Annotated in this window: 23 protein-coding genes and 1 pseudogene; 18 read left to right on the top strand and 6 right to left on the bottom strand. The window is 67.7% G+C overall.

Annotated features, from left to right (window positions below; genetic code table 11):
- Positions 1 to 12 precede the first annotated feature (12 nt).
- On the bottom strand, positions 13 to 642 hold the full coding sequence (locus tag CA606_RS01625) for a hypothetical protein (RefSeq protein ID WP_096052695.1): 630 nt from the start codon (positions 640 to 642) through the stop codon (positions 13 to 15).
- A gap of 203 nt (positions 643 to 845) precedes the next feature.
- Here CA606_RS01625 and rplU point away from each other — a divergent pair, with 203 nt between their 5' ends.
- From rplU to CA606_RS01610, 3 genes are all read left to right on the top strand, one after another.
- A complete protein-coding gene (gene rplU / locus CA606_RS01620; protein WP_096052696.1) occupies positions 846 to 1,361 on the top strand; it encodes a 50S ribosomal protein L21 in 516 nt (171 codons plus the stop codon).
- Between the two features lie 31 nt (positions 1,362 to 1,392).
- A complete protein-coding gene (gene rpmA, locus CA606_RS01615) occupies positions 1,393 to 1,662 on the top strand; it encodes a 50S ribosomal protein L27 (protein WP_096052697.1) in 270 nt (89 codons plus the stop codon).
- 183 nt (positions 1,663 to 1,845) lie between these two features.
- Complete coding sequence (locus CA606_RS01610; protein WP_096052698.1) at positions 1,846 to 2,379, top strand: GNAT family N-acetyltransferase; 534 nt, start codon at positions 1,846 to 1,848, stop codon at positions 2,377 to 2,379.
- A gap of 9 nt (positions 2,380 to 2,388) precedes the next feature.
- Here CA606_RS01610 and CA606_RS01605 read toward each other — a convergent pair whose 3' ends face one another.
- Positions 2,389 to 3,348 carry a hypothetical protein gene (locus CA606_RS01605; protein ID WP_096052699.1) on the bottom strand — a complete coding sequence of 320 codons (960 nt, stop codon included), beginning with the start codon at positions 3,346 to 3,348 and terminating at the stop codon, positions 2,389 to 2,391.
- A gap of 208 nt (positions 3,349 to 3,556) precedes the next feature.
- On the opposite strand from CA606_RS01605, the gene obgE reads away from it, so the two are divergent.
- From obgE to CA606_RS01555, 10 genes are all read left to right on the top strand, one after another.
- Complete coding sequence (obgE, locus tag CA606_RS01600; protein WP_096052700.1) at positions 3,557 to 4,621, top strand: GTPase ObgE; 1,065 nt, start codon at positions 3,557 to 3,559, stop codon at positions 4,619 to 4,621.
- Complete coding sequence (gene proB / locus CA606_RS01595) at positions 4,618 to 5,751, top strand: glutamate 5-kinase (protein WP_096052701.1); 1,134 nt, start codon at positions 4,618 to 4,620, stop codon at positions 5,749 to 5,751. The genes obgE and proB overlap by 4 nt, the downstream gene beginning before the upstream one ends.
- Before the next feature lies 1 nt (position 5,752).
- The gene (locus CA606_RS01590; RefSeq protein WP_096052702.1) at positions 5,753 to 6,781 is read left to right on the top strand and encodes a cupin-like domain-containing protein; all 1,029 of its coding nucleotides are present in this window, start codon (positions 5,753 to 5,755) and stop codon (positions 6,779 to 6,781) included.
- Positions 6,782 to 6,829: 48 nt separating this feature from the next.
- Positions 6,830 to 8,359, top strand: a complete 1,530-nt coding sequence (locus CA606_RS01585) for a UbiD family decarboxylase (protein ID WP_096052703.1) — start codon at positions 6,830 to 6,832, stop codon at positions 8,357 to 8,359.
- Between the two features lie 25 nt (positions 8,360 to 8,384).
- Positions 8,385 to 8,996, top strand: coding sequence for a hypothetical protein (locus tag CA606_RS01580; protein ID WP_096052704.1), 612 nt, complete (start codon positions 8,385 to 8,387; stop codon positions 8,994 to 8,996).
- A 42-nt stretch (positions 8,997 to 9,038) separates the two neighbouring features.
- Entirely contained in the window at positions 9,039 to 10,868 is a 1,830-nt protein-coding gene (locus tag CA606_RS01575) for a M14 family metallopeptidase (protein WP_096052705.1), read from the top strand.
- Positions 10,869 to 10,951: 83 nt separating this feature from the next.
- Positions 10,952 to 11,353 carry an MAPEG family protein gene (locus tag CA606_RS01570; protein WP_096052706.1) on the top strand — a complete coding sequence of 134 codons (402 nt, stop codon included), beginning with the start codon at positions 10,952 to 10,954 and terminating at the stop codon, positions 11,351 to 11,353.
- Between the two features lie 55 nt (positions 11,354 to 11,408).
- Positions 11,409 to 12,740, top strand: coding sequence for a TldD/PmbA family protein (locus tag CA606_RS01565; protein ID WP_096052707.1), 1,332 nt, complete (start codon positions 11,409 to 11,411; stop codon positions 12,738 to 12,740).
- Positions 12,737 to 13,516: a 3'(2'),5'-bisphosphate nucleotidase CysQ gene (locus CA606_RS01560; RefSeq protein WP_096052708.1), complete on the top strand. Its 780-nt coding sequence runs from the start codon at positions 12,737 to 12,739 to the stop codon at positions 13,514 to 13,516. Before CA606_RS01565 ends, CA606_RS01560 begins: the two co-directional genes overlap by 4 nt.
- A 20-nt stretch (positions 13,517 to 13,536) precedes the next feature.
- Positions 13,537 to 13,770, top strand: a complete 234-nt coding sequence (locus tag CA606_RS01555) for a DUF4170 domain-containing protein (RefSeq protein ID WP_181242731.1) — start codon at positions 13,537 to 13,539, stop codon at positions 13,768 to 13,770.
- Between the two features lie 10 nt (positions 13,771 to 13,780).
- On the opposite strand, the pseudogene CA606_RS19805 reads toward CA606_RS01555, so the two are convergent.
- Positions 13,781 to 13,898: pseudogene (locus CA606_RS19805) on the bottom strand (hypothetical protein); the annotation flags it as partial.
- Positions 13,897 to 14,562, bottom strand: coding sequence for a tyrosine-protein phosphatase (locus tag CA606_RS01550; protein WP_096052710.1), 666 nt, complete (start codon positions 14,560 to 14,562; stop codon positions 13,897 to 13,899). The gene CA606_RS01550 and the pseudogene CA606_RS19805, both read right to left, overlap by 2 nt.
- A gap of 155 nt (positions 14,563 to 14,717) precedes the next feature.
- Here CA606_RS01550 and CA606_RS01545 point away from each other — a divergent pair, with 155 nt between their 5' ends.
- Genes CA606_RS01545 through lpxK form a run of 5 tightly spaced genes read left to right on the top strand, consistent with a single transcriptional unit; the run spans position 14,718 to position 20,550 of the window.
- Positions 14,718 to 16,541 (top strand): ABC transporter ATP-binding protein, encoded by a 1,824-nt coding sequence (locus tag CA606_RS01545; protein ID WP_096052711.1) that lies wholly within the window; start codon positions 14,718 to 14,720, stop codon positions 16,539 to 16,541.
- The gene (locus tag CA606_RS01540) at positions 16,538 to 17,251 is read left to right on the top strand and encodes a lysophospholipid acyltransferase family protein (protein WP_096052712.1); all 714 of its coding nucleotides are present in this window, start codon (positions 16,538 to 16,540) and stop codon (positions 17,249 to 17,251) included. Before CA606_RS01545 ends, CA606_RS01540 begins: the two co-directional genes overlap by 4 nt.
- Positions 17,252 to 17,282: 31 nt before the next feature.
- Positions 17,283 to 18,296, top strand: coding sequence for a cation diffusion facilitator family transporter (locus CA606_RS01535; protein WP_096052713.1), 1,014 nt, complete (start codon positions 17,283 to 17,285; stop codon positions 18,294 to 18,296).
- A complete protein-coding gene (locus CA606_RS01530; RefSeq protein ID WP_096052714.1) occupies positions 18,266 to 19,546 on the top strand; it encodes a 3-deoxy-D-manno-octulosonic acid transferase in 1,281 nt (426 codons plus the stop codon). The genes CA606_RS01535 and CA606_RS01530 overlap by 31 nt, the downstream gene beginning before the upstream one ends.
- A complete protein-coding gene (lpxK, locus tag CA606_RS01525; RefSeq protein ID WP_096052715.1) occupies positions 19,543 to 20,550 on the top strand; it encodes a tetraacyldisaccharide 4'-kinase in 1,008 nt (335 codons plus the stop codon). Before CA606_RS01530 ends, lpxK begins: the two co-directional genes overlap by 4 nt.
- Before the next feature lie 38 nt (positions 20,551 to 20,588).
- On the opposite strand, the gene CA606_RS01520 is transcribed toward lpxK, so the two are convergent.
- The gene (locus CA606_RS01520; protein WP_096052716.1) at positions 20,589 to 21,875 is read right to left on the bottom strand and encodes a metal-dependent hydrolase family protein; all 1,287 of its coding nucleotides are present in this window, start codon (positions 21,873 to 21,875) and stop codon (positions 20,589 to 20,591) included.
- A 7-nt stretch (positions 21,876 to 21,882) separates the two neighbouring features.
- Positions 21,883 to 22,965 carry a phosphotransferase gene (locus CA606_RS01515; RefSeq protein ID WP_096052717.1) on the bottom strand — a complete coding sequence of 361 codons (1,083 nt, stop codon included), beginning with the start codon at positions 22,963 to 22,965 and terminating at the stop codon, positions 21,883 to 21,885.
- Between the last annotated feature and the right edge of the window lie 44 nt (positions 22,966 to 23,009).

Here is a 23,009-nt window from a genome sequence, read left to right as displayed (position 1 = left end):
CGAAAGCGGGCTTTACGTCTTGAGGAACGCGACGGCCAGGCCGACCAGCACAAGGGCCACGCCCAGGATGGTCTCCTCGTAGCGCTCGACCCATTGCAGGCCCAGACGCTTGAAGCCGGCCAGGCTGAGGCTGGTGAAGATCAGCATGCCCGCGGCGGTGGCGGCCATCAGAACAGCGCTCAGCACCACAAAGGCGACCCAGCCGTGCTCCATGCCCGCGAGATAGTAGGGCAGGAACGCCTCACACGGCGACAGCGTCAGCAGAGTCACCAGGGCCGCGATCGCCGCGCGATCGGACGCGTAAGTCCGGCGACTGGCTTCCGGCAGTGCGTGGTTGTGCCGACCGCGCGCGATATAGAAGACGCCCACAGCGACCATCAGGCCGCCGACGATCCAGTGGAAAAGCCCGCCCAAAGACGGCTGCAGGGCCATGCCCGCCAACACCAGGGCCAAACCCAAGGCGATGGTCAGGCCGACGTGGCCCAAGCCCGCTAGCAGGGTCACGCCGAGCGTGCGGCCGGTCGACCATTTCTGCGCGCGCCCGACCAGCACGAACGGCAGCCAATGGGTCGGCAGCGCGGCGTGCAGGAAGGCGACCGCGAAGGCGGTGACGGCGATCGAGGCGAAGAAGGGCGAGGTCACAGGAGGGCATATAGCGTGTTATAAAGTAACATGCCAGAGGCTTGCCGCCCTCTCGTGCGCTTTCGTCGCGGGCCTCGGCTGAATCCTCCGCTACGCCGTTGACTCCCGAGCTTCGGGCTGTATAAGTCGCGCCCTCTTCGCCCGCCGGGTTTCCGAGCGGGCGTTCCCTATTTTGCGAACGCACGTTTTTAAGGCGCTAACCTATGTACGCGGTGATCAAAACCGGCGGCAAGCAGTACCGGGTTCAAGCCGGCGACCTGCTGGTGGTCGAAAAGCTCGAAGGTGAACCCGGCGCTGCCGTGGCCTTCGGTGAAGTCCTGATGCTTGGCGAAGGCGAGGCCGTGACGGTCGGCGCCCCCACCGTTGACGGCGCTGTCGTCTCCGGAACCCTGCTCGAAACCCGCAAGGGCGAGAAGGTGAAGATCTTCAAGAAGATCCGCCGTCAGGGCTACCGCCGCACCCGCGGTCACCGCCAGTTCGAATCCGTCGTGCGCGTCACGTCGGTCGCTGGCGCTGGTAAGGAAGCCAAGTGGGAAGGTTCGATCGACCTGACCCCGAAGGTCATCCTCAACGCCCGCGCTCGTGGCCTCGGCGACGCCGCCGTTCCGGCGACGATCCCGACCCCGGTCGAGGCCGCTCCGGCCAAGGCCGAAGCCGCCCCGAAGAAGAAGGCCGCCCCTAAGAAGGCCGCCGCCACCACGGAGGAAGGCGAAGCCTAAGGGCGACGCCTTCTAAAGGTAGGAGAGCAAGATGGCTCACAAGAAATCAGGCGGCTCGTCCAGCAACGGTCGCGACTCAGAGTCGAAGCGCCTTGGCGTGAAGAAGTTCGGCGGCGAGAAGGTTCTCGCCGGCAACATCCTCGTGCGTCAGCGCGGCACCAAGTTCTATCCGGGCACGAACGTCGGCATCGGTAAGGATCACACCCTCTTCGCGCTCGTGCAGGGCGCGGTGGGCTTCGTGACCAAGAAGCACAACCGCACCTACGTGACCGTGACCCCGGCCGCTCAGCCGGCCGAGTAAGCACGAACCAGAGTTTCTTCGGATCGTGCTTCGCAAGAAGACGATCCGGACAGACGATCTCTAGCGGGGAGTCCGGAACGCCGGGCTCCCCGCTTTTGTTTTGTCTCGCCGCCGTCACACAATGCGCCATGGCGGCGTCACGGTCCCGGATGAAAGAGGACCGGAGAAACCTGGGAGGCGCCGATGTGCGTCATCGAAGACAGTCCCGTCATCCAAACCGGGCGCCTCTTGCTGCGACAGCCCGCCAAAGCCGACATCGAACGCGTGGCGGCCTTCTGCGTCGATCATGACGTGGCGCGCATGACCACACGCATGCCCTCGCCCTACACCCGCGCCCACGCGGAGGATTTCGTCGCGCGGTGCGGGATGCAGGATCGCACGCGCGACAACACCTTCGCGATCGATCTGGCGGACGAGGGACTGATCGGAGTCGTGGGGCTGTTCACCAATCCAAATGGGCCCGTTGAGCTCGGCTACTGGATCGGTCGTCCTTATTGGGGGCGCGGCTACGCGACCGAGGCCACGCGCGGGGCGCTGGACTGGGCCCGTTCGGCCTGGCGCAAGCGCTATGTCACGGCAGGTCATTTCGCCGACAACGAGCCCTCTGGGCGCGTGTTGATCAAGGCCGGCTTTCTCTATACCGGCGTCGTCGAGCACAAGCCGTCGATCGCGCGCGGCGAACCGGCGGCGACGCGGATGATGGTGTGGTTGGCCTAGAGTTGGGCCTTAGGCCGCGCGGTGGGTGTGGATCACCTTCTGCGGGCCTTCGCGGAAGCGCTTCTCGGCGGTGACGATCCGCTCGCACAGGGCGTCCAGGTCGCTGAGCAGCGAATAGGTCGCGTAGATGGGAATCTCCATCATCGCCACCTGAGCGCGCGGCATGAACTCGGTGTACTTCTTCCAAGCCGGGTGATTGTCGCGCGCATTCAGAGCCCGCTGGCCCAGGGGGTTCCACAGGTCGAGATCCATCAGCTCGTCGCGGCACTGCTTCATGACCGGAAGGGCGATGTAGAGGAACAGGAACGTCGGCGTCGCGGCGCGGCCGAACTGCGGCTGAACCTGCAGGTGCCAGATGCGATAGGCTTCGAAGAAGCCGGCCTTGCGAACCGGGTCCGGCGGCAGCCAGGTGGCGTTCTCGTTGATCAGGTCGGCGGAGGTCGCAGCGCGCTTGACCAGGTCGTCGGCGCTCGCCCCCGGCGGCATGGTCTTGGACAGGGCGTTGACCGGAATCGCCAGCTTCTTGGCCACATCGGGATAGGTGACCAGCTTGCCGCCCATCGGCGTCCATTGGCCGAACGACGGCGCGCCCGGGGTGCTGGCGCGCTTGGTGGCGGCGGCCTTGTGCAGGAGAAGTTGCTCTTCGCGCATCTGCTCGGCGCGCAGCCGATCAAACTCGGCTTCGTGCGCGGCTTGCTCCTCGGCGGTCATCCAGCGGGCGCGGCCTGGGCCGTAGGTGCGCTCGTAGCGATTGAGCAGCACGAGGCTATGATCAGCGGACGGCTTGGGGCCCACTTCCTCCATAAAGACCTTGAAGTCGCGCCACTGCGGCGCGACGCCCGTGCCCCGGGCCATCAAGATGTTGCGGTGCGTCGAAGCCTCGGCGCTATACTTGCGGTGGAGTTCCTGCGTCGACAGATCGCGCAGATCCCTCGCCAGCAACACCATGCCCTCTTCTTCACTCGCCAAGGTCAGCCTCCTGCTCCGCCGTAGAAGAAACGGCGGTTTTTGCTGCCAAGACACTTTGTCGCACTGTGTGTTTTAACATTTCGTCACGATAGCGAACGGTGATCACCGGATTGGGGTCGCGCCCCGCGTGACCAAGCGTCACAGCCACATGGGCCCGTACGCGGCGTTTGGGCTCGACGCGCGGGACGCCTTGGGACAAAAGGACCCCATGAAATTCTTGGACCAATGCAAGATCTACATCCGCTCCGGTAACGGCGGCGGCGGATCGGTGTCGTTCCGCCGCGAGAAGTACATCGAGTACGGCGGCCCGGACGGCGGCGACGGCGGTCGCGGCGGCGATGTGTGGATCGAGGCCGTCGAGGGCCTGAACACCCTGATCGACTATCGCTATCAGCAGCACTTCAAGGCCGGCACCGGCGTGCATGGCATGGGTCGCGCGCGCCACGGCGCCGCCGGCGAAGACGTGCTCCTGAAGGTCCCCGTCGGCACCGAGGTGCTGGAGGAGGACAAGGAAACCCTGATCGCAGACCTTGACCACGCCGGGATGCGCATCCTGCTGGCCAAGGGCGGCAATGGCGGCTGGGGCAACCTGCACTTCAAAGGCCCGGTGAACCAGGCGCCGAAGTACGCCAATCCCGGCCAGGACGGCGAGGAGCGCTGGATCTGGCTGCGGCTGAAGCTGATCGCCGATGTCGGTCTGGTGGGCCTGCCCAACGCCGGCAAGTCGACGTTCCTGGCCGCGGCCAGCGCCGCCAAGCCGAAGATCGCCGACTATCCCTTCACCACCCTCACCCCGAACCTCGGGGTCGTGGACCTGTCGAGCAGCGAACGCTTCGTCCTGGCGGACATCCCCGGCCTGATCGAAGGCGCCTCCGAAGGCGCGGGTCTTGGCACCCGGTTCCTGGGCCACGTTGAGCGGTCGGCCACGTTGATCCACCTGATCGACGCGACCCAAGAGAATGTCGCCGGAGCTTACGAAACCATCCGGGGCGAGCTCGAAGCCTATGGCGACGAACTGGCCGACAAGGCCGAGATCCTGGCCTTGAACAAGATCGACGCCCTCGACGAGGAGACCCTCGCCGAGAAGATCGCCGAGCTGGAAGCCGTCTCGGGAATCAAGCCTCGGCTGGTCTCGGGCGTCTCGGGCCAGGGCGTGACGGAGCTACTGCGCGCGGCCTACAGGCAGGTGCGCATTCGACGCGGCGATCTTGAGGAAGAGATCGCGGACGACGAGGATCACGTCGACGAGACCCCCGGAGGCTGGACGCCGTGACATCGGGCTCCCGGGAAGCCTTCGAGGCCGCCCGTCGCATCGTGTTCAAGGTCGGCTCGGCCCTGTTGGTCGACGCCGAGACGGGCGCGGCCAACCGCGCCTGGCTGGAGGCGTTCTGCACCGACGCGGCCGCCCTGCGCGCCGCCGGTAAGCAGGTTCTCGTGGTCTCGTCGGGCGCGGTCGCGCTGGGTCGTCGTCGCCTGGGCCTGAGCAGCCAGCGGGCCACCCTCCCGGAGAAGCAGGCCGCCGCAGCCGCCGGTCAGAGCCTCCTGATGCGCGCCTGGGAAGAGGCTTTCGAGCCCCATGGGATCGGCGTCGCCCAGATCCTGCTAACCCGCGACGACACCGAGATGCGTCGCCGCTGGCTGAACGCCCGGGCGACGACCGAGACCCTGATGGGCCTGGGCGTGGTCCCCGTGGTCAATGAGAACGACACGGTCGTGACCGAGGAAATCCGCTACGGCGACAATGATCGGCTCGCCGCTCGCGTCGCCCAGATGGCCGGCGCCGACCTCTTGGTGCTGCTGTCGGACATCGACGGCCTCTACACCGCCGACCCGCGCAAGAATCCGAAGGCCGAGCACATCGCCTTGGTGTCGGAGATCACGCCGGAGATCGCCGGCATGGCCGAGGGCGCCAACGCTGCGGCGGGAGTGGGCACGGGCGGCATGGCCACCAAGATCGCCGCCGCCCGCATCGCCCGCGCCGCCGGCTGCGCCACGCTGATCACCCTGGGCTCGCGGCCCCATCCCTTGGCCGCCATCGCGGCGGGCGGAAAGGCGACCTTGATTGAGGCCGGCGCCTCCCCGGCCGCCGCCTACAAGGCCTGGATCGCCGGATCGCTGGCGCCGCAGGGCTGGGTCACGGTCGACACCGGAGCCGCCACGGCCCTGGTCGCGGGCAAGAGCCTGCTGGCTGCAGGCGTGCGCGCCGTGGAGGGGCCTTTCGACAAGGGCGACGCCGTGCGGGTCCGCGACGAGACCGGGCGCGAAGTGGCGCGGGGTCTCGTCCGCTATGACAGCGCCGACGCCCAGCGGATCGCAGGCCTGCGCTCCGACGCCATCGAGGCAGAGCTTGGCTTCACCGAAGGGCCGATGATCCACGCCGACGACCTGGCGATCTCCGCCTGAGATGAGCGCGCCCCTCGCCCCGTTCCGCGTGAAGGAATGGCGGGACGTCACCCGCGAGATCTTCCGCGACGAGATCATGCCCGCCAACCAGCCGGCTGTGCTGAAGGGTCTGATCGCCGACTGGCCCGCCGTGCTCGCCGCGAAGACCTCGGATGAAGCGATCGCCGAGTACCTGGCGCGGATGGACGCCGGCAAGCCCGTCACCATCCTGACCGGCGGGCCGGAGATTGGCGGCCGCTTTTTCTACACCGAGGCCATGGACGGCCTGAACTTTCGTCGCCAGCCCACGCGCCTGATCGAGGCGTTGAAGGGCCTCCTGGCGTTTCGAAGCTCGCCCCAACCGCCGGCCTTGGCCGTGCAGTCCATTCCTACCGAAGGCGCCTTGCCCGGCTTCGCGCCGGACAATCCGCAGCCCTTGCTCGAGGACGCGCTGGCCGCGCCGCGCATCTGGCTGGGCAATGCGATCGTCACCGCCACGCATTTCGACATGAACTACAACATAGCCTGCGCGGTGGCGGGGCGCCGGCGCTTCACCCTGTTCCCGCCAGAGCAATTGAAGAACCTGTATCTGGGCCCGCTGGAGTTCACACCGGCCGGGCCTCCGGTCAGCCTGGTGGATATCGCCAAGCCCGACCTGGCTCGCTTTCCAAGGTTCGAGGACGCCTGGGCCAGCGCTCAGTCGGCTGAGCTGGAGCCGGGGGATGCGATCTACATTCCGTATTTCTGGTTCCACAATGTGGAGTCGCTCGACCGCTTCACGGTCCTGGTGAACTACTGGTGGAACGAACCCCGCGCCGTGATGGGCCGCCCGCTGGAAGCGCTGCTCCATGCCCTCGCCGCGTTGCGGGAGCTTTCGGCCGAGGAACGCCGGATCTGGCGAGAGGTCTTCGACCACTACGTCTTCCAGGTCCACGGCGACCCCGTCGCCCATATCCCGCCCGAACGCCGCGGCTCGCTGGGCGAGATGACGCCCGAACACCTCGCGCGCGTCCGGGAGATCCTGATCGCGGCGCTTGGGGGTAGGCCGTAGCCTTCGGCGCGAATTCGGCTAGGTTCCGCCGCTCGTAAGGAGCATCTCATGGCTTATCGCAGCCTGCGCGAATTCATCGAGGTCCTGGAGGCCAAGGGCGAGCTGGTGCGCGTCAAGGAGCCGGTCTCGAGCGTACTCGAAATGACCGAGATCCAGACGCGCCTCCTGGCGACCGGCGGACCTGCGGTGCTGTTCGAGCACGTGCTGCTGCCCGATGGCTCCCGTTCGGAGATGCCGGCGCTCGCCAACCTGTTCGGCACGGTCAAGCGCGTGGCGATGGGTGTCACCCTGGGCGGCGAGCCGCGCGAGACGGCCGGTGAGCTGCGCGAGGTCGGCGAACTGCTGGCCTTCCTGCGCCAGCCCCAGCCGCCCAAGGGCCTCAAGGACGCCCTCGACATGCTGCCGCTGGCCAAGACGGTCATGAGCATGCGTCCCGGGACGGTGAAGAAGGCGCCCGTGCAGGAGATTGTCCTGACCGGCGACCAGATCGATCTCTCCAAGCTGCCCGTCCAGACCTGCTGGCCCGGCGAGCCCGCGCCGCTGATCACCTGGCCGCTGGTCGTGACCAAGGGCCCCAGCAAGGACCGCGAGGACGACTTCAACCTCGGCATCTACCGCATGCAGGTCCTGTCGAAGGACAAGTGCATCATGCGCTGGCTGGCCCATCGCGGCGGCGCCCAGCACTATGCCCGCCACAAGAAGGCCGGCTCCAAGGAGCCCCTGCCCGCCTGCGCCGTGCTGGGCGCGGATCCGGGCACCATCCTGGCGGCCGTGACGCCGGTGCCCGACACCCTGTCAGAATATCAGTTCGCCGGCCTGCTGCGCGGGGCCAAGGTCGATCTCGTCCCGGCCAAAACCGTGCCGCTGATGGTGCCGGCCCACGCCGAGATCGTCATCGAGGGCCACGTCCTGCTGGACGAGTACGCCGACGAGGGCCCCTACGGCGACCACACCGGCTACTACAACAGCGTCGAGAAGTTCCCGGTCTTCCAGGTGAGCGCGATCACCATGAGGAAGGACCCGATCTACCTGACCACCTTCACCGGCCGGCCGCCGGACGAGCCCTCGGTGCTGGGCGAGGCGCTGAACGAGGTGTTCATCCCGCTTCTGCGCCAGCAGTTCCCCGAGATCGTTGACTTCTGGCTGCCGCCGGAAGGCTGCAGCTACCGCATCGCCGTGGTCTCGATGAAGAAGGCCTATCCCGGCCACGCCAAGCGCGTGATGCTGGGCGTGTGGAGCTATCTGCGCCAGTTCATGTACACCAAGTGGGTGATCGTCGTGGACCACGACATCAACGCCCGCGACTGGAAGGACGTGATGTGGGCGATCAGCACCAAGATGGACCCGGCGCGGGACATCACGGTGATCGAGCACACCCCGATCGACTATCTCGACTTCGCCTCGCCTGAGAGCGGCCTAGGCTCCAAGATCGGCCTCGACGCCACCGACAAGTGGCCGCCCGAGACCAAGCGCGAATGGGGCGAGGAAATCCGCATGGACCAGGCCGTGGTCGACAAGGTCAGCGACATGTGGGGCCGGCTGGGCCTGCCGGGTGACGGCAAGCCGATCTGGAAGTGATTGAAGCGGTCGGTCGGGGGCCATCATGGACGCGTTTGAGTTCTTCTTCAGCTTCTATGGCCTCCTGCTGGGCTTCTCGGTCGCCGAACTGGTGGGCGGCTTTGCGCGATTGCTGGACGGTCGCCGGCAGGTCAAGTTCGGCCTGCTGACCCCGATGCTGGCGCTGTTCGTGGCGATCGACATCGCCAGCTTCTGGAACCAGGCCTGGGTGATCTTCCGACCTGCGCCCTACAACTACGCCCTGCTGATCCTGGGCCTTGTGGTGGCCAGCACCTTCTATGTGGCCGCCACCCAGGTCTTTCCGCGGGAGCTGAAGGCCGGCGAGAGCCTGGACGACCATTTCTGGGCGCACCGGAAGCTTGTTCTGCTCAGCGTCCTGGCGGCCAACCTTCTGATCGTCCTGGTGTTTCTGGGTCTGGTGAACATCAATGGCGAGATCGGCCGGCTAAACCTTGGCCCTGTGTTCTGGGCAGGCACGACCCTGTTTACGATCTTGACCCTCGTAGCGGCTGTGACGCCGGGGCGCTGGATCTCGCCGATCGCCCTGGCGATCCTGCTGGCGTATCAGGGCTGGCAGATCTTGCGCTCGGCCGAGGCGCTGGTCAGTCGAGGCGGCTGGTCGCTGATCGGCGGCTAAGTGGGTTGTCATCGGACGCAGGAGGCGCGAGGACTTCGCCCTATGCGTACGACCGCCCTTCTCGCCACCGCCCTGTTTGTCTTGGGAGCCCCCGTCATGGCCCAGACCGTCACACCCAAAGCCCCCTGGGACCAGCCCTTCCTGCCGCCGGCCCCGCCGTGGCAAGGCGCCAGCCAGGCGTTGATCCGTGACAAGGCCGATCCGTGGGTGACGCCGTTCGAGGCCGACGCCGAGCACAATTTCTCGCCGACCTACGCCGACACCCGCGCCTGGTTCCAGAAGCTGGACAAGGCCAGCCCTCTGATCCGGCTCGAGGACTTCGGCGTCTCGCCGCAAGGCCGCGAGATCTTCGCCGTCATCGCCTCCAAGGACGGTGACCGGCTGGATCCCAAGAAGCCGCTGCTGCTGGTCCAGGCGGGCATCCACCCTGGCGAGATCGACGGCAAGGACGCCGGCATGATGCTGCTGCGGGACATGGCGTTCCACGGCAAGGACGGCCTGCTCGACAAGGTCAATCTCGTGCTGATCCCGATCCTGTCGGTCGATGGCCACGAGCGATCGGGGCTCTACTCTCGCCCTAACCAGCGCGGGCCGCGCATCCAGGGCTGGCGCAACACCGCGACCAACCAGAACCTCAACCGCGACTTCATGAAGCTGGACCAGCCGGAGATGCGGGCGCTGAAGCGCCTGCAGGCCAAGTACAAGGCCGATCTCTATGTCGATGTCCACGTGACCGACGGCATGGACTACCAGTACGACGTCACCTACGGCTTCAATGGCGAGAACGGCGTCTGGAACCGCTCGCCCGCCATCGCCAAATGGTTGGACGCGGTGCTGAAGCCCGCCATGAACCAGAGCCTGGAGGCGCAGGGCCATATCCCCGGCGAGCTGGTGTTCGGGATCGACGAACACAATCCCAAGGCCGGCTTCTCGGATGGGGGCCTGGGCGAGCGCTTCTCGAACGGCTGGGGCGCGGCGGCCCACGTGCCGACCATCCTGATCGAGAACCATAGCCTCAAGCCGCACGCCCAGCGGGTGCTGGGGACCTATGTGTTCATCGAGACCGCCCTGAAACTACTGGCCGAGAAGGGCGGGGATCTGCGGCAAGCGATCGCCACCGACAGCGCCCTGCGCCCCGCCGAGATCCCGGCCAACTTCGTCGCCGATCCCAAGCCCGCCTACACGCGCGCCTTCAAGGGCATCCGTTACGAGCACTACGACAGCCTCGCCTCGGGCCGGAAGGAAGTGCGCTGGCTGGGCGAGGCCGATCCGGAGATCTGGAACGTCCCGTTCTATGGCTCCAAGCCCTCGCTGACCCTCAAGCGCCCGACCGCCTACTATGTGCCCAGCCACCGCGCCGACATCATCGAGCGCCTGAAGTTGCACGGCGTCGCGCTGGAGACCCTGCCCGCCGACAAGACGCTCAAGGTCGAGATGATCCGTCTGGTCGAGCCCAAAATCGCCCCGCGCGCCAATGAAGGCCACGTGCAGATCAGCGTGGAAAAGGTGACGACCGAGGCCCGCGACTGGACCTTCCCGAAGGGCTCGGTGCGCGTGCCCACCGACCAGCCGCTCGGCGATCTGGTCGTGCTGCTGCTCGAGCCGCAGTCCAGCGAAAGCCTCTTCGCCTGGGGCATGGTTCCCGAGGTGCTGAGCCGGGTCGAATACATCGAGCCCTACGCGATCGCGCCCCTGGCCGAAAAGATGATGGCGGCGGACCCGGCGCTGAAGGCCGAGTTCGAGGCCAAGCTGGCGGCCGAGCCGAAGTTCGCCGCCGATCCGGCCGCGCGGCTGGCCTGGTTCTACAGGCGCACGCCGTTCTACGACGATCAACACCTGCTCTACCCGATCGCCCGCGAACTCGCGCGATAAGGTCGCCGGGTTGCCGAGCCCGGGCGGAAGGCCTCATATGGCGCTCCGTTCGGGGGAGCGGGCGTAAGGACGACGAAAAGACCATGGATACGATCGCTTCTGGCCACGCTGCGGCGCTCTGGGCCGGCCTCAACCTTTTCCTGCTGCTGATCCTCTCGCTGCTGGTCGTGCGCCTGCGCCAAAAGCACAAGGTGGCGCTGGGCGACGAGGGCATCCCGGAACTGGCCCGCGCCATCCGCGCCTTCGGCAACGCGTCAGAGTACATCCCGTCGGGCGTCGCCGCCCTGGCCGTGCTGGCCGTCGCCGGCGCCGCGCCCCTGGCCATCCACGTGGTGGGCTTCATCCTGTTCGCCGGCCGCGTGGTCCACGCCATCGGCCTGTCCAACAGCGGTGGCGCTTCGATCCCGCGGGCGATCGGCATGGTCGCCACGTGGCTGGCCTATATCTTCGCCGGCGTGGCCCTTCTGCTGTCGGCCATCGGGTAGCTACGAATTGTCCTCCCCCGTTGCACGGGGGAGGAGATCACGTCCATAAGACCCCATGGACAATAATCTGCTGCATGACGTGGTCGCCGCCGCGCGCAAGGCCGGGGCCGACGCGGCCGAGGCTGTCTTCGCCGAGCGCCAATCCCTTTCCGTTTCAGTCCGCCTGGGCGAGCTCGAAGAGGTCGAGCGCGAGGAGGCCCGCGATCTTGGCCTTCGCGTCTTCATCGGGCGGCGCAGCGCCACCGTCTCCGGCTCCGACATTTCGTCCGAGGCCCGCGCCAAGCTGATCGAGCGCGCCGTCGCCATGGCGCGTTTGGCGCCGGAAGATCCCTACGCCAGCCTCGCGCCGCAGGATCGCCTCGCACGGGGTCCGTTCCCCGATCTCGACCTGATCGACGCCTACGAGCCCTCGGCCGAGACCCTGGAAACCCAGGCGCGCACCGCCGAAGACCACGCCCGCGCGGTCGAGGGCGTCACCAATTCCGATGGCGGCTCGGCCACCTGGTCGTCGTCGCGCTGGGCCTTGGCCACCAGCGACGGCTTCCACGGCGCGCACGCGGCCACCGGTCACTCGATCTCGGCCTCGGCCATCGCCGGCGAGGGCGCGGGCATGGAGCGGGGCGGCGAAGGTCGTTCGACCCGCCACTTCGGCGACCTGCCGGCGGCGGGCGACATCGGCATGGCGGCCGGCCGTCAGGCCGTGGCCCGCCTGAACCCCCGCAAGATCGCCTCGACCACCGCGCCGGTGATCTTTGAAAACCGCCTGGCCATGAGCCTGATCGGCCCGCTGCTGGGCGCGATTTCCGGCCCCTCGATCGCGCGCGGCACCTCGTTCCTGAAGGACAGACTGGGCCAGCCGATCTTCGCGCGGGGCGTCAACCTGCTGGAAGATCCGCACCGGGTGCGGGGCCTCGGCTCTGCCCCCTTCGACGATGAGGGCGTGGCCACGCAAGCCCGCGCCCTGATCGAGGACGGCGTGCTGACCACCTGGCTCCTGAACACCAGCTCGGCCAAACAGCTGGGCCTGGTCACCACCGGCCACGCCTCGCGCGGCCTGGCGGGACCATCCGGCGTCTCGACCCACAACCTGACGCTCCAACCGGGGACCCAGGACCTGAAGGGCCTGATGAAGGACGCCGGGACCGGCCTGGTGGTCACCTCGATGTTCGGGCCCTCGCTGAACGGCAACACCGGCGACTGGTCGGTCGGCTGTTCGGGCTATTGGTTCGAGAACGGCGAGAACACCGGTCCGGTCACCGAGATCACCGTCGCCGGCAATCTGATCGGCATCTACGCCCGGCTCGTTCCCGGCTCGGACCTGGAGTTCCGCGGCGCCAGCAATAGTCCCTCCTTGCTGGTCGACGCCCTTGCGATCGCAGGCAAATGAACGACCTGGACCTGATCATCGCCGCAGCGCGGGAGGCGGGCGAACTGGCGCTTAGCGCCCGCGAGAACGGCCTGAAGATCTGGTCCAAAGAGGGCGGCTCGCCGGTCACGGACGCCGACCTCGCCGTCGATACCCTGCTGCGCACCGAACTGCGCGCCGAACGCCCCGATTATGGCTGGCTGTCGGAAGAGACCGCCGATGATCCCGCGCGCCTGGCCACCGGACGACAGTTCGTGGTCGATCCGATCGACGGCACCGTGGCCTTCATGAAGGGCAAGCCGTGGTTTGCGGTGTCGATCGCCGTGGTCGAGGACGGCAAGCCCATCGCCGCCGTGGTCCACGCGCCGGCCCTGGACGAGACCTACGCCGCGATCCTCGACGGTCCGGCCACCCTAAACGGCGCGCCGATCGCCCCCAGCGCCACTGACGCCCTGGAAGGCGCGGCCATGCTGGGCGACGCCAAGATGTTCGCCCACCCCGCCTGGCGCGAGCCGTGGCCCGCGATGCGCATCGAGACCCGCAACTCGATCGCCTACCGGGCGTGCCTTGTCGCCGCCGGCGCCTTTGACGCCGCCGTAGCGCTGTCTCCCAAAAGCGAGTGGGATGTGGCGGCCGCCGATCTGATCTGCCAGCGCGCCGGCGCGGCGCTCAGTGATCACAAGGGCCGCCCCTACGCCTATAATCGGCCCGTTCCGCAGGTTCCGAGCCTGGTTTGCGCCAATCGCGCGCTGGCGCCATTGATCCTTAACCGTGTCGGGCATATCGAGCTGCCATAACTATAATTCCTCGCAGGAACTTGCTCAAAATGCCTGACAAGCAGCTTCTTCATATCGTAGTCGGCGGCGAGCTTAAGGACGTCGCGGGCGTCGAATTCCGTGACCTCTCCAAGGTCGAGTTCGTCGGCGCCTTTCCGAGCTACGACGAGGCCCACAAGGCCTGGAAGGCCAAGGCCCAGGCCACGGTCGACAACGCCCACGCCCGCTACTTCATCATCCACGCCCACAAGCTGCTGGATCCCAGCGAAGGCTGATCTGGTCTGAAATCCTCCCCCTAGCGGGGGAGGTGTCGGCGAAGCCGACGGAGGAGGAAGACGCCGGCTAGCCCAAACTCCCCCCTCCGGCCTTCGGCCGCCTCCCCCATAGGGGGAGGATTTGGGTTACTCCCGCCGCAGGATCTTGTCGGTCAGCACCTTGCCCAGCATGCCGGCGCGGAAGGTCTTCTTCATCTCGACTGGGTCGTAGTCGTCGCTCTCGACCCAGTCGCTGAAGGTCAGGCCTTTGGGCTCGCCCTTCTCCAGATACTGCTCGAAGACATAGTCCAGCACGCCGGTGTTGCCGTGCTTGATGTGCAGGTAGCGCGGCCCCAGCTGCTGCATCGCCTCGCGGATCGGCTGGCCCAGCCGATAGTGGGCGTAGAACACGCTCATGATCCCCGCCCGGTCCGCGCCGGACTTGCAGTGCATCAGGGCCGGATACTCGATGCGCTCGAACAGCTCCTTGGCGCCCCGCACCCGCTCGCGGATCGGGACCTCGCGTGAGGTGATCACGAAGTCGACGAAGTTCAGGCCCAGGCGCTCGCAGGCGTCCTTCTCCAGCGCGTAGAAGCTGCCGTCGAAGCCGCCGCGCAGGTTGACGATCGTCTTGATCCCGCGACGCTTCCACCAGGCCAGCTGGAACGGCCAGGGCTGGTTGGCGCGGACGAGTTCCGGGCTGATCCAGTGGGCGTTCGAAAAGCCCAGCCTCAGATAGGCGTGGTCATTCCACAGATAGTGGAGATAGGTCTTGAACCGGCCCCAAGGCGTGGTGAGGTCGAACTTGGCCAAGGCGGCGCGATCCTTCGGAAATTCCGGTCCTAACTAGGGGCTTAGCCCGCGAAAGGCAAAATCCCGCGACGATCCGCCTTCAGAGCGTCGCTTTTCCCGGACACTGGACCCCGCACGTCCTTGACAGCCTCGCCCTGACAGCCGACCCCTCCCCCATGACCGCACAGGATCGTCCGCAGCCCTCGAACCGCGCCCTGATGGGCCGGATGTGGCGCGAGTTCCTTCAGCCGCGCTGGAAGGGCTTCCTGGTCTCGATGATCAGCGCCGTGATCGTGGCGCGCCTGACCGTCATGCTAGGCGAATATGTCGAGCCCGCCGTCGACAAGCTGATCGCCCATCCCCAGCCCGGCGCCCTGATCTGGGTGCCGCTGACCATCGCCGCCTTGGCCGTGGGGCGCGGTGTGTTCCAGGTGATCCAGGCCAGCCTGATCAACCGCATCGGCAACGGCGTGGTCGGCGACATGCAGACGCGCCTGTTCGGCCGCCTGATCCGGGCGGATCTGGCCCGCCTGCGCGGCGCGCACTCGGGCTCCTATGTGGCCTCGGTGCTTTACGACGCCGGCCTGATCCGGGAAGCCGCGACCACCGGCGTCGTCAACTATGTCCGCGAAGCCCTGATCGTCGCCATCACCTTGTGGGCGCTGTTCAACAGCGATCCGATCCTGGCCGCCGGCGTGCTGATCATCGTGCCCGGCGTCAGCGGCGTGATCCGTCACTTCTCCAAGCGCACGACCAAGGCCGCCAAGGGCGCCATGGGCGAGACCTCAAACCTCTCGACCGCGATCATGGAGAGCCTGGACGGGGTCAAGATCGTCAAGATGGAGAACCGCGAGGCCTATGAAGAGGCCCGCGTCGCCGCCGTGGTCGAGCGCCGCCAGCGTCACCTGATCAAGGGCAGCAACGCTCGCGCCATGGCCGCCCCGGCCACCGAGCTCTTCTCGCAGTTGGTGATCGCCGCGGTCTTCGCCTATGCGGGCTGGCGGGCGATCACCGGCGCGTTGGTCGTCGGGCCCTTCACCCTGCCGCCGATCACGCCCGGCGGGTTCCTCAAGTTCGTGATCCTACTGGGCATTGCGGCCCAGTCCCTACGCCAGGTCGCCAACCTGCAGACCGTGTTCAGCGAAGGGCTGACCGCCGCCCGCCGCCTGTTCGAGGCGCTCGATGTGGCCCCGACCATCGTCGATCCCGCCGACGCCAAGGCGCTGCCGCCCGGCGAAAGCATGATCGCCCTGGCCGACGTGACCTTCTCATACGGGGCGGACATTCCGGCCTTGTCGAACGTCAACCTGCAGGCGGGCAAGGGGGAGACCGTGGCGCTGGTCGGCCCCTCTGGCGGCGGCAAGAGCTCGATCCTGAACCTGATCCCGCGCTTCTACGACGTGAACGCCGGCGCGGTGACCATCGACGGCCACGACGTGCGATCGGTGACGATCGCCTCCCTGCGCGACCGCATCGCCCTGGTCACCCAGGAGCCGTTCCTGTTCGACGACACGATCCGCGCCAACATCGCCTACGCCCGTCCCGGCGCCAGCCAGCTTGAGATCGAGGCCGCTTCGCGGCAAGCGGCCGCCCACGACTTCATCCTGGCCCTGCCTGAGGGCTATGACACCTCGGTCGGCGAAGGCGGCGCACGCCTGTCGGGCGGCCAGCGCCAGCGCATCGCCATCGCCCGCGCCTTCCTCAAGGACGCCCCGATCCTGCTGCTGGACGAGGCCACCAGCGCGCTCGACACCGAGAGCGAGGCCCAGGTCCAGGCGGCGCTGGAGCGCCTGATGGCCGGCCGCACGACCATCCTGATCGCCCACCGCCTGTCGACCGTGAAGAACGCCGACCGCATCTATGTGATCGACAAGGGGCGGGTCGTGGAGACGGGCGCCCATGCCGACCTCGTCCGCGCGGGCGGTCTCTATGCGCGTCTGGCCAAGGCCCAGGATCTGGAGCACACGCCGCCCGGGCAGAACGGGGAGACCAAGGCTTGAGACCCCTGCATTCGCCCTGGGTGATGAGCGCGATGACCCGGCTTTTCTCGGGCTACATCGCTCTGACCTACAAGACCCTGCGCTGGACGCGAGAGGGCCAGGAGATCGCTGAGCGCGTCCAGGCCGAGGCCCTGGCCAGCGGCGGCGGCGCGATCCTGGCGCTGTGGCATTCGCGGGTGCCCGTCGGGCCCGCGACCTGGCCGCAGGGACCCGACAAGCCCGAGATCCGCGTTCTGGTCAGCCAATCGCGCGACGGCGAGTTCATCGCCCGAGTGATCGCGCGCCTTGGCCTACCGTCGATCCGGGGCTCGTCCCTGAAGAAAACCGACACCGCCAAGAATAAGGGCGGCGAGCAGGCCTTCCGCGACATGGTCAAGTGGGTGAAGGACGGCGGCGCCATGGCCATCACGCCGGATGGCCCGCGCGGTCCCGTCGAGGTGATGCAGAAGGGCGCGGTCGCCCTGGCCCGGGTCAGCGGCGCGCCGGTGCTGTTCGTCGGCGTGGCGGTCAATCCCTGCATCCGCCTGAAGACCTGGGACCGCACCATCATTCCCCTGCCCTTCGCCAAGGCGGCCATGGTCTGGGACGGCCCAGTTCAGGCCGGTCGAGACGACGATCCCGACGCTTTGGTCGAGGCCTGGCGCGCGCGCCTGAGCGCCGTTTCCCGCCGCGCGGAAGCCATTGTCGGCGAAACCGCGCCCAAAGATTGATCCCTCCCCTGCTTGGTGGGATGTAGGACCCATGCCGCACGACGCCCACGGACACGCTCACGATCATGGCCACGGTCATGGCCACGGTCATGGCCATCATGGCCACGACCACGGGCATGGGCATCACCACCACGGCCACGGTCATCACGGCCACCATCATCACGCGCCCAAGGATTTCGGCCGCGCGTTCGCGATCGGCACGGCGCTGAACCTCGGCTTCGTCATCGTAGAGGCCAGCGCGGGCATCCTGACGCACTCGTTGGCGCTATTGGCCGACGCCGGCCATAACCTCTCCGACGTCCTGGGCCTGCTGTTGGCCTGGGGCGCGACGATCCTGGCCAAGCGCGCGCCCAGCGCGCGGCGCACCTATGGCCTGCGCAAAGGCACGATCCTGGCCTCGCTGGCCAACGCCGCCCTGCTGCTGGTCGCCGTGGGGGCTATCGCCTGGGAGGCCGTTCGCCGCTTCGCGGCGCCGCAGCCCGTTGAGACCGGCCCGGTGATGATCGTCGCGGCCATCGGCATCGTCATCAACACGGCCACGGCGCTGATGTTCATGAAGGGCTCCAAGGAAGACCTCAACGTCCGGGGCGCCTTCCTGCACATGGCCGCCGACGCGGCCGTCTCGGCCGGGGTGGTGATCGCCGCGCTCGCCATGACCTTCACCGGCTGGATGTGGCTGGACCCGGTGGTGAGCCTGGTCATCGTGGCGGTGATCGTGCTGGGCACCTGGGGCCTGCTGCGCGACTCGCTGGATCTGGCCCTGGACGCCACGCCGCGCGGCATCGATACGCAAAAGGTACGCGACTGGCTGGCCGCCCGTCCGGGGGTCAGCGAGGTGCATGACCTGCACATCTGGGCGATGAGCACCACCGAGACCGCCCTGACCGCCCACGTCGTCCGTCCGCTGGACGCCGACCATGACCAGTTCCTGCACGACGCCTGCGCCGAGCTGGCCAGCCGGTTCAACATCGGCCACGTGACCATCCAGGTGGAAAGCGGCCACGGCGCGCATGCGTGTCGCCTGGCCCCGGCGGACGTCGTGTGATCCGGCCCGACGCGCTGAACCTCTACCGGGCCGCCACGGGCCTGCTCGAACCCGTCGCTCCGGCCCTGCTGGCCCACCGCGCCCGCAAGGGCAAGGAAGACCCCGCGCGGCTGGCTGAACGGCTGGCGCGCGCCGACACCCCTCGGCCCGGCGGCCCGCTGGTCTGGCTGCACGGCGCCAGCGTCGGCGAGACCCTGTCGATCCTGCCGCTGGTCGAGCGATTGCGCGCCGAAAAGCCCGAGGTCACCGTGCTGGTGACCTCGGGCACCACCACCTCGGCCGCCCTGCTGGCCAAGCGCCTGCCGCCGGGCGCGATCCACCAGTACGCGCCTATCGACGCGCCGGGCGCGGCGCGGCGGTTCATCGCGCGGTGGAAGCCCGACCTCGCCGTCTTCGTCGAAAGCGAGCTGTGGCCGAACCTCCTCCTGGAGGCGAAAGCCGCCGGGACGCGACTGGCCCTGGTCTCCGCCAAGCTGTCGGACCGCAGCTTCGCGCGCTGGTCGCGGCGCCCTGACGCCGCCCGACAGTTGTTATCGGGCTTTGACCTGATCCTGGCCCAGGACGCGCGGGCGCAGGCGCGCTTCGAGGCTTTGGGCGGACAGGTCGCCGGAGAGGCTGACCTGAAGTTCGGCGCCGCGCCCCTGCCGGTCGATGAGGCAGAATTGTCCAAACAGCGCGTGATCTTCGCTGGAAAGCGTGTCCTGGTCGCGGCGAGCACCCATCCGGGCGAGGACGAACTCGTGCTCGCGGCCTATGCACAAATGAGCGGTGATAGGCCTCATCTGATCATCGTGCCGCGCCACATCGAGCGAGGTCCGGCCATTGCCGAGGAAGCGCGCTGGCGCGGCCTTGCAGCAGGTCTGCGCAGCGGTGGAACTTCTGCGGGATCTATCCTCGTCGCGGACACGCTTGGCGAACTTGGCCTCTGGTACCGGCTCGCCGACCTAGCCCTGATCTGCGGCAGCCTGCTGCCCGACATTGGCGGCCACAATCCCCTTGAGGCGGCCCGCGTCTCTTGCCCATTTGTGCGCGGTCCGCATGTCGAGAATTGGCGGAGCGTGTATGACGCGCTAGCCGAAGCCGGCATTGGTGGCTACGCCGACGATACGGACCTGTGCGATGACTTGAGCGGTGCACTCGCGGCACCTGATCGCCTAGGCGATGACGCCGCCCGCGCCCGCGCCTATGTCGACGCCCGCGACGCCGAGGCGCGGGCGGGTCTTTCCCGCATCCTTGAGCTCGTTCCATGAAACTCGGCACCCCCCGCTGGTGGTACGTCAAGAGCGGCGCGCCCGCGCCGGTGACCCGCGCCTTGCTGACGCCCCTGTCGTGGCTGTGGGCCGACACCACCCGACGCCGGATCGCGCGCGCCACGCCGGCCATCATCGGCGCGCCGGTGATCTGTGTGGGCAACGTCACCATGGGTGGCGCCGGCAAGACGCCGATCGTGCGCGAACTGCTGCTGACCCTGACCCAGCGGGGCGTCGCCGCCCACGGCCTGTCGCGCGGCTATGGCGGCAAGCTGAAGGGGCCGGTGCGGGTCGACACCATCCGTCACACCGCCGCCGATGTCGGCGACGAGCCGTTAATGCTGGCGCAGGATTTCCCGATGTGGATCGCCGCCGACCGGGTCGCCGGCGCCAAGGCGGCGGTGCGGGCCGGCGCATCCGCCATCGTCATGGACGACGGCCACCAAAATCCCAGCGTCAAGAAGGCGCTGTCGCTGGTCGTGGTCGACGGCGAGACGCGCGGCGGCGAGTGGCCGTTCGGCGACGGCCGGGTCTTCCCCGCCGGGCCCATGCGCGAGCCGTTGAAGGTGGGTCTGTCCCGCGCCGACGCGGTGATCGTATTGTTGCCGGTCGAGATGGAGCAGCCGGACATCGACCTTCTCGTCGAGTTCGGCGACATGCCTGTGCTGGTCGCCCGCCTCGAAGCCGCCGCGCCGGTCCCCAAGGGGCCGCAGGTCGGCTTCGCCGGGATCGCCAAGCCCTGGAAGGTCGAGAAGGCCCTGACGGCGGCGGGCTGCCAGCTGGTCGACTTCGCGCCCTTCCCCGACCACGGCGCCTATAGCGAGTCGACCCTCAAGATGCTGGCCGACCGCGCCGAGGTCTATCAGGCCGGGCTGGTCACCACCGAAAAGGACTGGGTGCGCCTGCCGCCGGCCTGGCGCGAACGCGTCACGCCCTGGCCCGTGCGCGCCCGGTTCGACGATCCAGAAGCGCTGGAGGCGCTGCTGAAGGGGGTCGGGCTGTAAGACTCAAAACCCTCCCCCTGGCGGGGGAGGGTTTGACCCTACTTGTAGACCACGCCGCCCTTGATGACCGAGGTCACGCGTTGAAGCTCGGTGACGTCCTTGAGCGGATCGCCCTTCACGGCGATCAGGTCCGCCGCCTTGCCGGGCGCCAAGCTGCCGATTTCGTGGCTCAGCGAGAAATGGTCGGCGGCGTTGACCGTCGCGGTCTGGATGGCCTCCAGCGGGGTCATGCCCGCCTTGACCAGAAGGGCGAACTCCCCGGCGTTGTCGCCGTGGGCCGAGACGCCGCTATCGGTGCCAAAGGCGATCTTGACGCCGCCGGCGTGCGCGCGGCGAACCATGTCCAACATCTTGGGCCCCGCCTCGAGCGCCTTGGCCGTCTGGGCGGGGGTGAAGTAGTTGTTCGAGCCGCTGGCGATCCGGTAGACGAAGTCGCCCGCCATCAGGGTCGGGACGAGATAGGCGCCCGACTTTTTCATCAGGGCGATGCCCTCGTTGTCCAGATAGGTGCCGTGCTCGATCGAGTCGCCGCCCGCCTTGAGGAACGCATTGATGCCGTCGCCGCCGTGGGCGTGGGCGGTCACCTTGCGGCCCATGCTGTGCGCGGACTCGACGATCGCGCCCAGTTCGGCGTCGGAAAACTGTTTGGCGAGGCCTGCGGCGGTGTTGGATAGCACGCCGCCCGTCGCCGTGATCTTGATGAGGTCTGCCCCCAGCCAGATCTGCTCCCGCACCGCGCGACGACAGTCATCCGCGCCCGAGCAGACCGATTCCGGCCGCAAGGCGTGCATGACGTCCTCGCTATAGCCGTTGATGTCGCCATGGCCGCCATGGACCGAGATCGATGAACCGGACGCCAGGATACGCGGCCCGGCCACGTCGCCGCGCTTGACGCCCGCGCGCAGGGCGAAGATCGCCTGGCTGTTGGCGCCCAGATTGGCCACGGTCGTGAACCCGGCCATCAGGGTCTTGCGGGCGAAGCCGGCCCCGACCATGGCGCTGTCGGACGGCGACTGCGTCACGGCCTGCAGGCGTCCGTTCGGATTCTGCTCGCCGGTCAGGTGCACGTGGCTGTCGATCAGGCCGGGCAGCACGAAGCTGTCCTTCAGATCGACGACCTTGCCGCCCTTCTCGGCGACATAGCCGTCGAGGATGCGCACCACCTGGCCCTTCTCAAGAACCAAGGTCTTTGCGGTCTCGACCTTTCCCGTCGCGGGATCGGCGAGAAGGCGCCCGGCCTGTACGAAGGTCGTCTGGGCGCTCGCGACGCCGGCCAGGGCGACCGTCGTCGCCAAGGCGCAAGCGCCCGTCATCAGTTTCCGCATATCGCCCTCAAGCCCCCGCTTTACGCGCAAAGTCCCAGGCCCCCTTAGCCAGAACCGGCACGCGCGCCTCCATCAGCTGCGCATGGGCGCTGGCGGCGGTGCCGTCACGGACGCGGCCGACGATGCCCTGGCAGATGCCCGCCAGTCTGAAGAGGTTGTAGCTGAAATACCAGTCGAGTTCCGGCAGGCCGTCCCGGCCGGTGGCCTTGCAATAGCGGGCCACGGCCTCGGGGATCGTCGGGATACCGTAGGCGGTCAGATCATCGACGCCCGATAGGCCACCGCGCTGGTCGGACGGCATCACCCAGTTCATCAGGAAATAGCTGAAGTCGGCCAGCGGGTTGCCCAGGGTCGACAGCTCCCAGTCCAGCACCGCGATCACCCGCGACTCGGTCGGGTGCAGGATCATGTTGTCGAGGCGATAGTCGCCATGGACGATCGAGGTCTGGTCGTCCGCCGGCACGGTCTTGGCCAACCAGTCGATCAGCCGGTCCATCTCCTCGATGGTCTTGGTTTCGCTGGCCTTGTACTGCTTGGTCCAGCGGTCGATCTGGCGCGCGAAATAGTTGCCGGGCTTGCCATAGTCGGCCAGGCCGACGGCGGCGTAATCGACGTTGTGCAGGGCCGCTAGGGTGTCGATCTGGGCCTCGTAGATCGCCCGGCGCTCGGCCGGCTGATAGTCGGGCAGGGTCCCGTCCCACAGGATCCGGCCCTCGACGTTCTCCATCACGTAGAAGATCGTGCCGATGACGTCCTCGTCCATGCACAGCGCATAGGCCTTGGCGACCGGGAAGTCGGCCTTGTTCAGGCCCGAGATCACCTTGTACTCGCGATCCACCGCGTGGGCGCTGGGCAGCAGCTTGCCCGGCGGCTTGCGGCGCAGGACATACTTCCGGGCCGGCGTGACCAACTGGTAGGTCGGGTTGGACTGGCCGCCCTTGAACTGGCGCACTTCCAGCGGACCAGCGTAGCCTTCGACATTGGCTTCCAGCCAGGCGGCCAGCTTGGCCTCGTCGATCGCATGGCGCGGGTCGACGGGCTTGGTGCCCGAATTCAGATCCTGGGCGGACTGTTCGGCGGCTTCGGCCATGGCGCTTTCTCCCCAACGCTTGTTTGAATGGGGAGTTTAGAGGG

Origin of the sequence: Caulobacter vibrioides, from assembly GCF_002310375.3 — a bacterium.
Classification (GTDB): domain Bacteria; phylum Pseudomonadota; class Alphaproteobacteria; order Caulobacterales; family Caulobacteraceae; genus Caulobacter; species Caulobacter vibrioides_D.
Note: the sequence above shows the minus strand (reverse complement) of the source record. Positions and strands in the feature narration are given on the sequence as shown.